We start from the raw sequence: 13,846 nt of genomic DNA, 5'->3' as shown, positions 1-13,846 counted from the left end.
CTCCGGTTCGCCTTCGACTGGCGGGTGCCCTTCGACAACAACACATCCGAGCAAGCCATCCGGATGGCCAAGATCCAGCAGAAGATCTCCGGCGGTTGGCGCACGGCACTCGGCGCCGAGCGCTTCTTCGCCGTGCGCGGCTACCTATCCACCGCCGCCAAGCAGGGCCGCAACCTGCTCGACGCCATCACCCGGCTCTTCGACGGCCGAGGAGCCTGGATCCCCACCCCGATCTCACCACCAAACCAGTCACCAATTATGCTGGCACTCGCCGCATAGCACTGGTGTCCACACTTCTGGGGGAGCCCCCCGAGCCAGTAGCCGCGCTCGCACGCGCCGTCGCAGCAAACCGCAAGGGTCACGCGACCATCGGGGCACTGGCGCCGTCGCCCTGGCTCTTCCCCGGAGGCCAGCCCGGACGCCCAATCAGCACCACGCAACTCACCCAGCGGCTCAACCAGCTCGGGATCCGACCCAACCAGGCCCGTAGCACCGCGCTCTTCCAGCTCGCCACCGAGATCCCCGCCGCGATCCTCGCCCGCACCCTGGGCATACACACCGACGTCGCCGTCGCCTGGCAGCGTCTCTCCGCCGGCGACTGGGCCAACTACGCAGCCGAAGTCAGCCACCGCTACCCACCCGGAAGGCAACAACACGATGCACCGTGACGACCAGCCAGCGAGTAAGCCGCCGGGGATCTCACCGGAACGGGTTGCCGAAGCAGAAGAGATCATCAACCGTGTCACACAGTGGGCCGCAGACCGCCTCGATGTCGTCGGCCTCCTCCTCGTCGGGTCGTGCGCTCGCAATGCCGCACGACCCGACTCCGACATTGACCTCGTCCTCCTCACGACAGACGAGTCCCAGTACTCCGACAACACATGGGCTGACGAGCTCGCCCTCGGCAAATTGATCAGAACCCAGTCATGGGGACCGATCAGCGAACGACGCTTTGCCACGGGATCAGGCTTGGAAGTCGAGATCAACATTGGGCACCCCGACTGGGCGCAGACGAACCCGGTCGATCCCGGCACACGCCGAGTCGTCACCGACGGCGCCCGCCCCCTACACGACCCGGGGGCCATCCTTGCCTCCCTGATCCGGGCCTGCCGATCGTGACGACCTCGGCACCGAACGGCTGACTCAAGGGGCATTCGGACAGTTCCAATACCCGACGTCACCATTACACGTCCGGCTCCGCCTCCAGCGCGACGCCATCGACCTCCTCAGCCGCACCCTCGGCAAGCCGTTCGAGGCCGCCACCAACCCCGACGACAGCGACGACCCGCCGCTTTGTGCAGCACCTGTCCGCTGACGTTGCCGTCAACTACTGCCGTCAGATGCCTGAGAAGCCCCGCCAGAGTGTTCCTGGCGGGGCTTCTCATTTGCTCGCGCTATCCAAATTAGCGGTGACGGATTTACGTGACGAGGCCGCGAAGCTACTCCACAGCACTCGCCGGGCCTTGGCTAATTCATCCTGCAGAACGAGCCTTGATCCACTCCCGCTCGAACTCTTCTGGCGCTATCTCTGCAGCATCAAACTCCGGCTGGTCAGAGATTTCTCGAAGATCGAGCGGAAAAGCGACTTCAGAAAGACCGACACTTGCCGTCTCATGCAATTTGTCCGCCCACTCAGTCCTACCATCCCGAAAGAATTGAATCTTCCGGGTCTCGTATTCGTCTTCGCCAAGCTCACTCAGATAGAGGATCGGCTCATCCTCAAGATCGTGACTCCATGCCACCCTGACGTATCTCACGCTAGTTCCTTCCAGACCCAACGATGCGCCCAGTGAGATCGAGAGGCCCATCGTTGAGTATATAGAACACTCCTGGCCTACCCTGACGCACATCCAGCCCACGCACATCGATCGAAATATAGTGCGAGACCTTTCTCCCCAGCCAGGGCACTCGATAGAAGGCGGCGGATAGCTGCCCCGGCCTCTTTGTCCCAGGCGCAATATCGGTGAGATATTGACCATCGCCGAACTTGGCGTCGTTTGGGTTCGCCGCTTGGGTGGACGGGCGAAGCTCTTGGCTCGCCAATATTCCATCATGTCCCGCTTCATTGGTGTAGTGATGCAGGACATCCGGAATCTCGTCATTGCAGTTGTGGACCAGGACCGGCGTGGCCCCTGCCAGCACATAGTACGTGTGGAGCTGGTCGACGGTGAGGTTGTGGGTGACCTGAGGGGCAGTCTCGTAGTTGCGGACTGACGTGACAGTGACGACCGATCCGTCGGGCAGGCGGAGGTGGTCGCCGACCTTGAGATCCGCCGCGCCTGTCCAGCGGTCGGTGGTCGCGTCCCAGTACGGGTGGTGCTGGGTGGACGTGATGCTGGTGGTCGGGGCGGCCGTGTGGGCGGAGGCGGCGAGGGTGAGTGCCGGGGCGGCAGCGGGGGTGGTCAGTTTGAGGTCGGTGAACTCCTGGTCGTTGGGGGTGGTGATGACGTCCGTGATGGGCTCGGCCTTGGTGACACCGGTCTGAGGGTCGGTGGCCATGACGGAGTCGCTCGTGGTGAGTTGCTCGATGGGCTTGGTGGTGCCGTCGGCGAGGAGCACCTTGGTGCCCGGCAGGAAACTGTTGGTCGGGCAGCCCCCGCCCGACAACCCCTCGGCGTCAGAGGACAGGCCCCTGGCGCCGCTGATCAGACCGGCGGCTGCCTCGCTGCCGGCGCCGGTGATCGCGCCTGCGGCTCCGCCGACGGCCATCTGTGTGGCTAGAGCGCCTACGGAGTGGTCGGTGTTGCCGTCGAGCATGTTGTTCAGGCCTGCGCCTAGGGCGCCGACTGCTGCTCCGCAGCCTGCGGCGGCCGCTACTGCGCTGGCCCCGCCAGTTTCCAGGCCTCCGGCTGCACCGGCGCCGTAGCAGAAGGTGCCTGCGACGGTTTCGACTGTGGTGACGAGTAGGGCGCGGGCGACGGGGTGGTCGGTGGTGTAGTTTTCGGCTCGTTTCACGGCGTTGCTGCCGTGGCACCAGAGGTCGTAGGTGCTGCACTTCTTGGTGCCGCGGGCGTTGCCCGTGGCGGCCTTGGCACCGCCGCCTCCGCCACCACCGTGGTGGGCGGTGCCACCGTGGGAGCCGCTGCCACCGTTGCCGTTGCCGTTGCTGGGGGTGGTGGCGGCAGTGGTTTGGATCGCGGCGACGGTGCAGGGGACGCCGTAGCAGGGCATCTCACCGCATGGGCCGGCCGCGAAAGGACTGCACCAGGTGGGACCGCCGCTACCGCCCTCGTTGGAGTACGGCTGCTTGCCGGTGGGGTCGCTGGCGTCGACGGGGGTGTTGTCGCTGTAGGCGTAGCCGTTCCACTGTTGTGGGTCGTCAGGGGTGAACAGTGGGTCGGGGTTGAGGAAGCGTCCGTGGACGGGGTCGTATTCGCGGGCTCCGAGGTTGGTGAGTCCGGTGGAGGGGTCGAGGGTTCCGCCGACGAAGCCCTTGTCGCCGGCCCAGGTGTTCGGTGTGGGCTGGGTGCCGCGCGGGTTGCCGAACGGGTCGGTGGGGCGTCGGGTGACGGTCTGGGCGGTGTCGGTGCCGATCTGGACGCCGTTGGTGCCGTGCGGGTCGGCCACCTGGTAGACGAGCTGTCCGCCGCCCGTGGCGGCGGTGACCCGGGTGATGGTGATGCCGCCGGGTGCGTCGTAGTAGCGCACGTCGGACATCGAGCCGCTGGCAGTGTTCAGTGTGAGCTCGTCGGCGCCGAGCTCGAGGGTGGTCTGGCCGGGGTCGCGGCGGATCAGCTGGTTGCCGTCCGCGTCGTACAGGTACGAGGTTCCGGACGACTGTCCGGTCTTTGTGACCGAGGCGAGCTGGTCCTCACCGTTCCAGGTCAGCGTCGTGGTGCCGGTAGTGTCGGTAACCGCGGTGGTGTTGCCCAGGGCGTCGTACTGGTACGACGAGGTGCTGGTACCGGAGGCCGACGTGGTGGTGGTGCCCAGCAGGGCGTGCGGACCACCCGTGCCACCGCCCGTGTTCGGCGCGTTGGTCGGAGTGTTGACCGACTTGGGTGCGCCGAAGGTCTGGGTGGTGGTCGTGTCGTTGGCGGTGTTGCCGCTGGGGTCGTGCTGAACCAGCGAGGTGCGGTTGCCCGTGGCGTCGTAGGTGTAGCTCTGCCAGTACGGCGCGGGGCCGCCGACGCTCGGCTTGGCCGGCGAGCCGGTCATGGCCGGGCCACTGCTGTTGGTGCAGCCGCCGATGCCCGGGACGGACGGCGCCGCCTTCGTGCTCGTGCCGGCGGTGTCGGTCCAGGCGTTGGTGAGCCGTCCCAGGTAGTCGTAGGTGAAGCACTGGGTGTCGGTCGCCGACGCGTTCTGCAGGTCGCTCGCCGAGGTGACCTGACCGGAGGGGTTGTAGGTGTAGGAGGTCTGGTCGAGCGAGGTGGTGCCGGTCTGCCGGTCGAGGTGGGAGCTGACGACATGTCCGGTCGCCCAGTCGTAGTTCTGGGTGGAGACCACCTGCGTGCCCCAGTCGCCCACGGTGGTGCGGGTGGGACGGCCGAGGACGTCGTACTGGACGTCGGTGACCAGCGTGTTGTTACCACCCGATCCGATCATGAGGCCGGTGTTGCTGTAGAGGTAGTCGACCTCCTCGGCGGGCAGGCCGCCCACCGCGGGCAGGTCGGTGTAGTTGAGCAGGCCCAGGACGGGCGAGTAGCTGTTGGTGGTGGTGTAGGTGCCGGCCAGTGCGCCCTCGGTGGAGGGGATGGTGGTGCTGGCGCCGAGCGGGCGGTCCATGGCGTCGTAGCCGGTGACCGCCTGAGTGTAGGCACTGCCCGAGGCCCCGCCCACGTACCGGGTGGAGGAGGTCAGCTGGCCCTTGGCCAAGGTGTCGTACGTCCAGCCCGCGAGCTGGTTCGCCGGCGCCACGCTGCCCTGGTACATCCCCGTCTTACGACCCAGCAGGTCATAGGTGTAGGCGAGGGTGTTGCCCTTGGCGTCGGTGGTCGAGGTGACCTGGGAGCTGTTGTCGTAGGTGCTGGTGCTGATCCCGGTGTCGGGGTCGTTGACCGTGGTCTGGCGGCCGCGCAGGTCGTAGCCGTAGGTCCAGGTGTTGCCCGAGGAGTCGGTGCGGGTGAGCGGCTTGCCCTCCGGGGTGTAGGTGGTGGTGGTGATGTCGGCGTCAGTGGCGTTACCGGTGGGCGTGGCGGTGTGGTACTGCCACTGCTGGGTGGTGTTGCCGCGGGCGTCGGTGAAGGTGCTGGTCGCCGTGCCGCCCTGGGGCGGGGTGACGTCGGTGCGGTCGGCGCCGGGGTAGGCGGTGGTGGCGGTCCACTGCTGCTGCCCGTAGGAGACGAACGCGCTGGTGACCGGTCGGCCCATGCCGTCGTAGGTGGTCCAGGTCTGGCCCGGGACCTGCGAGTCCTGCGGGGCGAAGATCGTCCCGTTGGGCTGGGTAGTGCTGTCGTAGTACGGGTTGGAGGTCTTGACCGTCCAGCCGTGCGAGTCGTACACCGTGTCCGTGATCAGGCGCCCGGCGTCGCCGGTCGCCGTGCTGGACTGGGTCTGCCGCAGCCGGCCCAGACCGTCGTACAGCTCGTTCTTGGTCTGGTAGCTGCCGTCCTCGTTGATCGTCTGCGAGGTGACCACCGACGGACCGGTCAGGCCGTTGACCGCGTAGGAGAACTTGTCGTTCGGCGACAGGCTCGTCGCCCGGTCCGGCTGCCACACCGCGACCAGCCGGCCCAAACCGTCGTACTGCTCGGTGGTGGCGTGGCCGTTGGCGTCGGTGGCGACCAGGGGCAGGCCGCGGCCCGGGTCCATGGTCTTGGTGTTGGCCCAGGCGGCACCCATCGGCCCGGTCGTGGTGACCTTCGTCGGCAGTGCGCCGGTGGCCGGGGTGTACGCGGTCAGCGTGGTCGCGCCGTCCGGGCCCGCGGCCGAGAGCACCCGGCCGTAGACGTCGAAGGACGAGGTGGTCAGCGTGACGTACTGCGGCTGTCCGTTGCCGTCGTAGGAGTTGACGGCCTGAGTCGTGGTCGGCTCGCCGAGCGCGCCGGCCTGGCCGAAGGGCTGGCCGTCGTAGAGGGTGCGGTTGTCGGAGACGGTGTTGGTCGCGTTCGGCGTGGTGCCGCACGGACCGGTGACCGCCCGCGACTGCGACTGCAGCTCCAGCATCATCGGGTTGCTGCCGGTCGCGTAGCTGGTGGTGGTGCAGATCTCCGGGGTGGCGGCGGTGCCGTCGCCCTTGTCGTCCACCGTCACCGGACGGTCGGCGTTGGTCGGGTCCAGCGTGGTCACCTTGTTGGTGGTGCGCCAGGAGCCGTTCGCCAGCTGGGCCCAGGTGGTGTCGGTGGTGCTGGTCGCGTCGTAGCGGGCGACCAGGTTCGGCATGCCGTTCTGCTGGACGTGGGTCGCGGTGGTCACCGGACCGGTGGCGACGGTCGCCGAGGCCTGCACGACCGAACCGTTCAGCTGGTTGTACTGCTGGCTGCCGAGCACGGTGCCCGAGCGCCAGTTGTCGTCGGTCACCGTGACCGGGGTCGCACCCGGGTACGGGGTGAAGGTGTCGGTGACACTGCGGGTGGTTCCGTTGGCGAGGTAGTCGCCGTTCATGCCCCGCATGAACGTGGCGACCTGCTCGGTCTGCGGCGCCTCGCCCGGGTTCCCGCTACCGGTGATGGTGGTCACCGACTGGTAGCCGCGGAAGTCATCCCAGGTGCGGGTCTTCGGGTCGGTCCATTCACCGTCGTTGCGGTGCCAGGCGGCCGGGCCGTTGTAGGTGTAGCTGGTCGTCTTGACCATCGACGGCCCGGTCACCGGGTCCTGCTCGGCGATCGAGGTCACCAGGAACTTGTTGAACCAGTCGGCGACCGGGTTCGTCGAGGACGAGCCGGGCAGGTACCAGTGCACCGGCATGCACGCCATGGTGTTGCCGTCCTCGGAGGACGGCATCGTGTTGTTGACCCGGGAGCACTGCGGCGCCGAGTAGTTGACGTTGATCTGGCCACCGGTCTCGGTGGTGATCTGCTGGATCCGCGGCCGGTAGAACGCCGGCTCCGCCGGGGTCAGCCCGTCCACCCGGTTCGGCAGCTCACGCGGCGTGAACGTCACCGCCGGCAGCGTCACCGCCGCCTGGCCGTCCGTCCCCGTCCGCTGGATCGAGGACAGCCACAGCGCCGGCTTGGTCCCGTCCCCCGGATCCGGGAACGTGTGCTTCAGCGCCCACGAGTCGACCGTCGTGTACGAGGAACCGACCAGCACCTGGGTGCTGATCGTGGAGAGCATCAACGGCGACCAGAAGGTCGGCGAGTAGTTCGTGCAGGTCCCCGACGAGGCACAGGCCTGGTCCAGCGGGGAGTCGGGCCAGTTGACCTGGTTCGCGCTGGTGCGCTGCGCGGTCGTGCAGGTGACGCTGCCCGAGGCGGTGCACCGCTCGGAGGTGGTGAACAGCACCTTCGCCCCCGGGCTCGCGGTACCGTTCGCCGCGAGCTGGTCCGGCAGCCGCTGACCGTAGGCGATCTGGGTGACCTCGGCGGCCCGCACGTACTGGGTGAGGGTGCCGGTGCCGTTGTTCTGGCCGCCACCACGGCTGTAGTAGTTGGTCTCCTGCGCGTAGGAGTAGGTGGTCAGGTTCTGGTTCGGATCCACGACGTAGTCGAGGTTCCAGCGCCAGCCCTCCTGGCAGAAGGAAGAGGAGCCCGTCGAGGAGTTGTAGCAGTCGTCGCCGCTCTTGGGCGAGTAGACCGGCTCGTACTCCACCGAGTTGGTCGCCGGGTCGCTGTGGTTGCCGCCCGGCAGGTGGTTCTGACCGAAGTAGTACTGGACCCCGTCCGACGTGGTCACCCGCCAGAACTCACCGTTGTGCGCCTCGTTCGCCGCACCGGTCAGCTGCTCGACCTTCGAGCCGTCGTCACCCTGCAGATGCCAGATGCCCGTCGCGTCGTCACGCACCAGCGTGCCCGAGTGGCCACCCAGGTTCAGCACGGCGTTCTGCCCCGCCCAGCACTCGTCACCGGAGTTGGTGATGCCGTCGTTGATGCAGCCCTGGTAGGAGCGCTCGATGAAACCCGGCTGGTAGTCCCAGCCCTCACCCACCCAGGACGCCTGCGCGTTCTGCGACGAGGTCTTGCCGTCCACCGCCGAGGAGTCGTACGAGAGCGCGACATCCGGGCCGCTGCCACCGATCGACGACGGCGTCTGGATCGGATACGAGTAGGTGAAGCCACCCACGTTCGACCCGGCACTCCAGGAGTTCGACGGCGAGAGCGAGGTGGCCGTGTAGTTCCCGGTCGTACCGGACGGCGCCGTGGTCGCCGCCAGCACCATCGGCGCAGCAGTCGTTGCCGAGGCCTGGACGAAGTCCGCCTGGCTCGCGCCGTGGGAGGCGTTCACGGTGGGAGCGGTGGTCGGCCCCCGGGGCAGCGCGACCTCGGCGGTCAACACGCCCGTCTTCGGGTCCACGCTGGACGCCACCGGCGTCTGCTTCTGGCAGGCCGCCTCCTGCGGGGTGGTCAGCGCACAAGCCGGCAGCGCCACGAGATGTGTCCGGTCGGTGTTCACCGAGTCCTGCAGGGTCTTCAGGTCCAATGCGACCTTGACCGTGCCGCCCGTGGCACCACCGGTGTCCGAGAGTGCCACCATCGGGCCGGTCGTTCCGGCCGCCTTGCCCTGAGTGGCACTGGTCACCTGGACCGTGACCGCATGTCCGGTGTCACCGTTCCCGGCGGCCACCTTGACCGGCAGTTGGCCGGCCTGGACGGCATCCCCGCCCAGTGTCACCGTCGACGTCCCCGACGGCGACGTGGGAGCCGAGGGCTTGTACGTCCCCGGCACCGGGAACTGCGGCGCCTTCGGCTTTGACGGCACCAGGTTGGTGCCCTTCACCGCCTTCTGCCCCGACCCGAGTGAGATCTTCGGCTTCCACACCTTCCCGTGCGGCCGGTGTGCGGCCATCGCCTCGGCGGACGGCGCCGCCAACAGAGAGGTCAACACCGTCAGGAGAGTGAAGAGGCTCAACCATCGGTGTCTCACCCCCCACCACCATCGTCCCATTGGCGTCTGTAGCCGCCACTGCTTCACGGTTTCTCCAGATACTCAAGAGTTCTTCGCGATCGCACATTTAAGCGATTGCGTGAGAAACCTTAAGGTCGCCTGAGAGGTGCATAGTGGTGCAAATCGGAACTGCTGATCACCACTCAGTGCGATCGTTACCGAACCGACAGATACACAGTCAGGATATATGCACATAAGTACAGTTCGACCTGTCAGTCCGCCGGGAGACCATCAGGTTTCACGCGGAGATCCATCCGGATCGAGCGGGCACACTCCCAGGAAAGATTGAGCAGACTTCATGTCCTATTGGCGACCTCTGTCCGGCGCCCGACGGCCCACAATCAGGCGAGGCAGACACATCCCCCGTCTGGTCGCGTTCGCCGCCACCAGTGCGCTCGGCCTGGCAAGCCTCAACGCTCCGTTCGCCCAGGCCGCGACGCCCTCACCGGCCCCGAACGGCACCGCAGTCACGCCGGCGGACACCGCCACCACGCCGCCCCCGGGGCTGACGCCCGAACTCCAAGGCATCCTGAACGCCAGGCTCCAAGCCCAGTCCACCGGGAAGCCGGTCGTGGTCGACGCGTTGACCACCGAGACCTCGCAGACCACGGTCGCGCCGGACGGCAAGTTGACGACCGCGGCCGACTCCCTCCCGGTGCGCACCAAGAGCGGCGGCGGCTGGATCGACCTGGACGCGTCGCTGCACCAGAACACCGATGGCACCGTCAGTCCTGCGGCCACCTCGAACGGGCTCTCCCTGTCCGGTGGCGGCAACGGCCCGCTGGCGACGATCACCACCACGGACGGCAAGAGGCTCGCCGTCACCGCACCGTTCATGCTGCCCGCACCGACGCTGAACGGCGCCACCGCGACCTACGCCAACGTGCTGCCGGACGTCGACCTCCAGGTCACCGCGCTGACCAACGGCGGCTGGCGGGACGTCATCGTCGTGAAGACGGCCGCGGCGGCCGCTAACCCCGCTCTGGCGGACCTGCACTTCCCGATCTCCGCCGACGGATTGAACGTCAGCACCGACGCGGCCGGCAACGTCAGCCTCACCGACTCCACCGGCGCGGTCCGTCTCCAGGCCCCCACGCCGTTCGAGTGGGACTCCAGCACCACCGCCCCGACGACGCCGCCCGGTACGGCGCCGGCCGCGCCCGCCGCGCGGGCCCGCACACTGATGGCCGCACCAAGGGCCGCTGCGGCCGATCCCGCCGCACCGTCCACCGCCTCCAGCCCCGCTGGTCCCGGTGAATACGCCGTCCAGGCGCCCATCAGTGTCAAGGCCAGCGACACCGGTATCGACCTGACCCCCGACCCGACCACCTTCGGCAAGGGCACCGGCCCCTGGTACCTGGACCCCGCGATCAGCGCGAACAGCAGCGCGAATGCGGCCACCCAGGTCCAGGAGTATCTCCCCAACAGCAAGTACTACTCCACCGCCCAGCAGGACCTGGGCATGGGCTACTGCGCCTACCCCGACTGCCCTGCTGCCGGTCGCGAGCGCGCCTACTTCCAGATCGGCATCAGCTCCCTGATCTACACCCAGCCGGGCGGCGCGCCCCAGCCTCCCACGGTCTACGGCTCGACCCTCCTGGCCAACGTCGACGGCGCTTCCAGCCCCTCCACCAGCACCCCGCTGGATCTGTTCTGGACCGGCCCGATCGACGCCAACACCACCTGGAACACCCAGCCCTGCAACGGCTCCGGGCTGTTCGGCGGCTGCCAGAAGATCGGCACGGCCTGGATGTCGGGCACGCAGCAGGTCGGCTTCGACGTCACCGCGCAGATGCAACAGGCCGCCCAGGGCAAGTGGGCCAACTGGACCGTCGGCATGGCACCCGACGACGAGTCCAACATGTACTACCGGCACCACGTCCAGAGCAACATCCAGATCAACACCACCTACGACATCGCGCCGAGCCTCTGGAACCCGCGCACCAGCCCGCAGGCCGGGCTGGCCAACGACGGGGACGGCAAGGGCACGCCGGTCGGCTACGACTGCCCGTCCAGCGGCAGCACACCCGCCTGGATCGGCGCCAACCAGAACATCGCGCTGATCGCCAGCTCGTGGTCGCCAACCGGCTCCAACCTCACCGACCACTTCCACATCCAGAACGACGCGGGCTGGAGTTCCAACCCGCCGGGGGCCGCCGCGCCGTCCTACGGTAACGGCCAGGTCAACCTTCCCTCGAGCTCGCTGGCCGACGGCCACCTGTACGCCTTCAACGCCTCGGCCACCGACGACAGCCAGCTCACCTCACCGACCTCGTCAAGCTGCTTCTTCAGCGTGGACCTGACACCACCGACCGTCAGCGTGACCTCGACGGACTTCCCGCCCTCCGGCACCCCGAACCCCAACCCGGCCAAATACGTCGGCCAAACCGGCACCTTCACGATCAGCGGGAGCGACCCGGCACCAGCCGGCGGCCGCGCGTCGGGTCTGGCCTGCTTTCGAGTCAGCACCAGCCCGAACCCCGTGACCGGCTGGCACTGCAGCGATGGTCAGACCACGACCAGCACCCAGGTACTTCTGCCTAACGCACAGGACCAGGCCAGCTACACGGCGGCCCCCACTAAGTGGGGCACCAACTTCCTCTACGTGCAGGCGCAGGACCAGGCCGGCAACTACAGCCAGCCCGTGACCTACAGCTACTACGCACCGTGGCAGCCGGGCACCGGCGCGGTCTTTGGTGACCTCACCGGCGACCACCTGCCCGACATCGTGCTGCCGGACCAGGCCGGCAACCTGCGCCTGATCAGCGGGGCCAGCGGTACCGCCGCCTCCAGCGTGATCTCCAGTCCGACCGTCACCTCGCCCACTGGCAGCTGGGGCAACGTCGAGATCAGCCACAGCGGCTCGCTACGCGGATCCGAACCAGTGGACGACCTGATCGTCCACGCCGCCGGCGACAAACTGCTGCACCTGTACCCGAACCAGGGCGGCGGCAGTTTCGGCCTGAGCTCCGGGATATACCTCAACGGCAGCAACAACCCCTCGGCACTGTCCTCCTGCACGGACGCCAACGGGCAGCCCGTGGACCCCACCGTGCAACCGAGCGGATGCCCGGCCAGCCTCGGCACCGACTGGTCCAACGCCACCCAAGTCATCGCCTTCGGAAACCCTGACAACCAGAGCACCGGCACACAGATCCCCAAGACCACCCTGATCGCGGTGATCAATGGTCAACTCTGGCTCTTCCCCGCCGGCAGCAACAACATCCGGCTCCTCTCGAAGACCGGTGACCAGCTCTCCGGTGGCAACTGGTCGAACTACGACCTGATCGCCCCCGGCCCGGCCAACGGCACCACCACCTGCACCAGCAACGGCACCACCGTCACCGCGAGCCAGGCCACCCTGTGGGCCCGCGAGCGCACCACCGGCCGGATCCTCGCCTACCCGATCACCAAGAACGCCGACTGCACCGACAACTACTCCGCACTGGCCGACCCCACTCAGGGGACGGTCATCGGCACCGGTGTCACGGTGGCCAACTACCCGCTGGTCAGTTCGGTCGGCGACCTCAGCGGCGACCACATCGCCGACCTGTACGCGCAGACCACGGACGGCAAGCTGGTCTACTGGCCCGGTGTCGCCACCGACGCCAACCATCCGGTAACCGGATTCGGCAACCAGGTAAACCTCGGAGACCTGCGCCCGCCCACGGCCCGCTTCCACCTGGACGAGGTCCCCGGCAGCACCACCGTCGCCGACAACACCGGCACCTACCAGGGCACGGTCAAGGGCGGCGTCACCTTCGCCCCCGACACCTACCCGGGACACGAAACCAACCCCACCACGCCCGGCACTGCTCCCACGCCCGCCGATGTCGCCGTCTTCGACGGCACGGGGGAGATCGACGTCACCGGCGCGAACCCCGGCACCACCGGCCAGGTCATCGACACCAGCAAGTCCTTCAGCATCAGCCTCTGGGCCAAGTCCCAGAGCAACAACGGCGTGGTGATCAGCCAGGACGGCAAGACCACCAGCGGCTTCATGGTCTGGGACAACAACGGGACATGGACCATGGGCATGGCCACCGGCGACACCAGCGGCTACCCGTACGACATCACCACCGGTGCCACCACTTCCGCAGCCACCGTCCAGAACGGCGTCTGGACCCAGCTCACCGCGAGCTACGACGCCAACTCGGGCCAGATGACGCTCTACGTCAACGGCGCCTACGCCGCCGGCGGCTATCACAAGCCCGTCAGCATCACCGGCAACCTCGTGCTCGGCCGCTACCTGAACAACGCGGCGGACGGTGTCTTCTTCAACGGCAGCATCAGCGACGTGACCATCTACAACTACCCTGTCACCAACACCATCACCACCCCCACTCCGACCGGTCAGACCATCGGCGTGATGCTCAGCCCCGGTACCGTGCTCAACCCCGGCGACAGCGCGTTCTCCGCCAACACCCGGCTGACCATGCAGCCCGACGGCAACCTCGTGCTCTACTCCCAGAAGACCGGCAACGCGCTCTGGTCGAGCAACACCTCCGGCCACCCCGGTGCGGACGCCGTCATGCAGACCGACGGCAACCTCGTCGTCTACCCCACACCCGGCGTCGCCGCCAACCCCCTGTGGTCCTCGGGGACCTCCAACAACCCCGGTGCCTACGCGGCCGTGCAGAACGACGACAACTTCGTCATCTACAACACCGCCGGCACCTCGATCTGGAACTCCGGCACCTACAACCCCAACCCCTGAAATACAGCCCGGACGCAACGGGAGGTGGGGGCCGCCGGGCCGGGGGGGGCCCCCCCCCGCACCCCCCCCCCCCCTCACGCCTTACACCCCCCCGATGCCCCCACCCGCAAAACCCCCCCCCACCAGCCAACACCCACCCGTTTT

At 67.7% G+C, this 13,846-nt stretch carries 6 protein-coding genes; 4 read left to right on the top strand and 2 right to left on the bottom strand.

From position 1 onward, the window contains the following. From ACZ38L_RS18715 to ACZ38L_RS18705, 3 genes are all read left to right on the top strand, one after another. The coding region (locus ACZ38L_RS18715; protein WP_465694234.1) for an IS66 family transposase at positions 1-279 on the top strand (279 nt) is incomplete at its 5' end. Between the two features lie 5 nt (positions 280-284). After that, entirely contained in the window at positions 285-668 is a 384-nt protein-coding gene (locus tag ACZ38L_RS18710; protein WP_465694233.1) for a hypothetical protein, read from the top strand. Beyond that, positions 658-1,119, top strand: a complete 462-nt coding sequence (locus ACZ38L_RS18705) for a nucleotidyltransferase domain-containing protein (RefSeq protein ID WP_465694232.1) — start codon at positions 658-660, stop codon at positions 1,117-1,119. Before ACZ38L_RS18710 ends, ACZ38L_RS18705 begins: the two co-directional genes overlap by 11 nt. Positions 1,120-1,472: 353 nt before the next feature. On the opposite strand, the gene ACZ38L_RS18700 is transcribed toward ACZ38L_RS18705, so the two are convergent. Continuing rightward, on the bottom strand, positions 1,473-1,757 hold the full coding sequence (locus ACZ38L_RS18700; protein ID WP_465694231.1) for a DUF6881 domain-containing protein: 285 nt from the start codon (positions 1,755-1,757) through the stop codon (positions 1,473-1,475). A gap of 1 nt (position 1,758) precedes the next feature. Next, a complete protein-coding gene (locus ACZ38L_RS18695) occupies positions 1,759-8,922 on the bottom strand; it encodes an HYD1 signature containing ADP-ribosyltransferase family protein (RefSeq protein ID WP_465694230.1) in 7,164 nt (2,387 codons plus the stop codon). A gap of 361 nt (positions 8,923-9,283) precedes the next feature. On the opposite strand from ACZ38L_RS18695, the gene ACZ38L_RS18690 reads away from it, so the two are divergent. Continuing rightward, positions 9,284-13,702: a LamG-like jellyroll fold domain-containing protein gene (locus tag ACZ38L_RS18690; protein ID WP_465694229.1), complete on the top strand. Its 4,419-nt coding sequence runs from the start codon at positions 9,284-9,286 to the stop codon at positions 13,700-13,702. Positions 13,703-13,846 lie beyond the last annotated feature (144 nt).

The organism is Kitasatospora sp. NPDC024654 (assembly GCF_055559155.1).
Note: the sequence above shows the minus strand (reverse complement) of the source record. Positions and strands in the feature narration are given on the sequence as shown.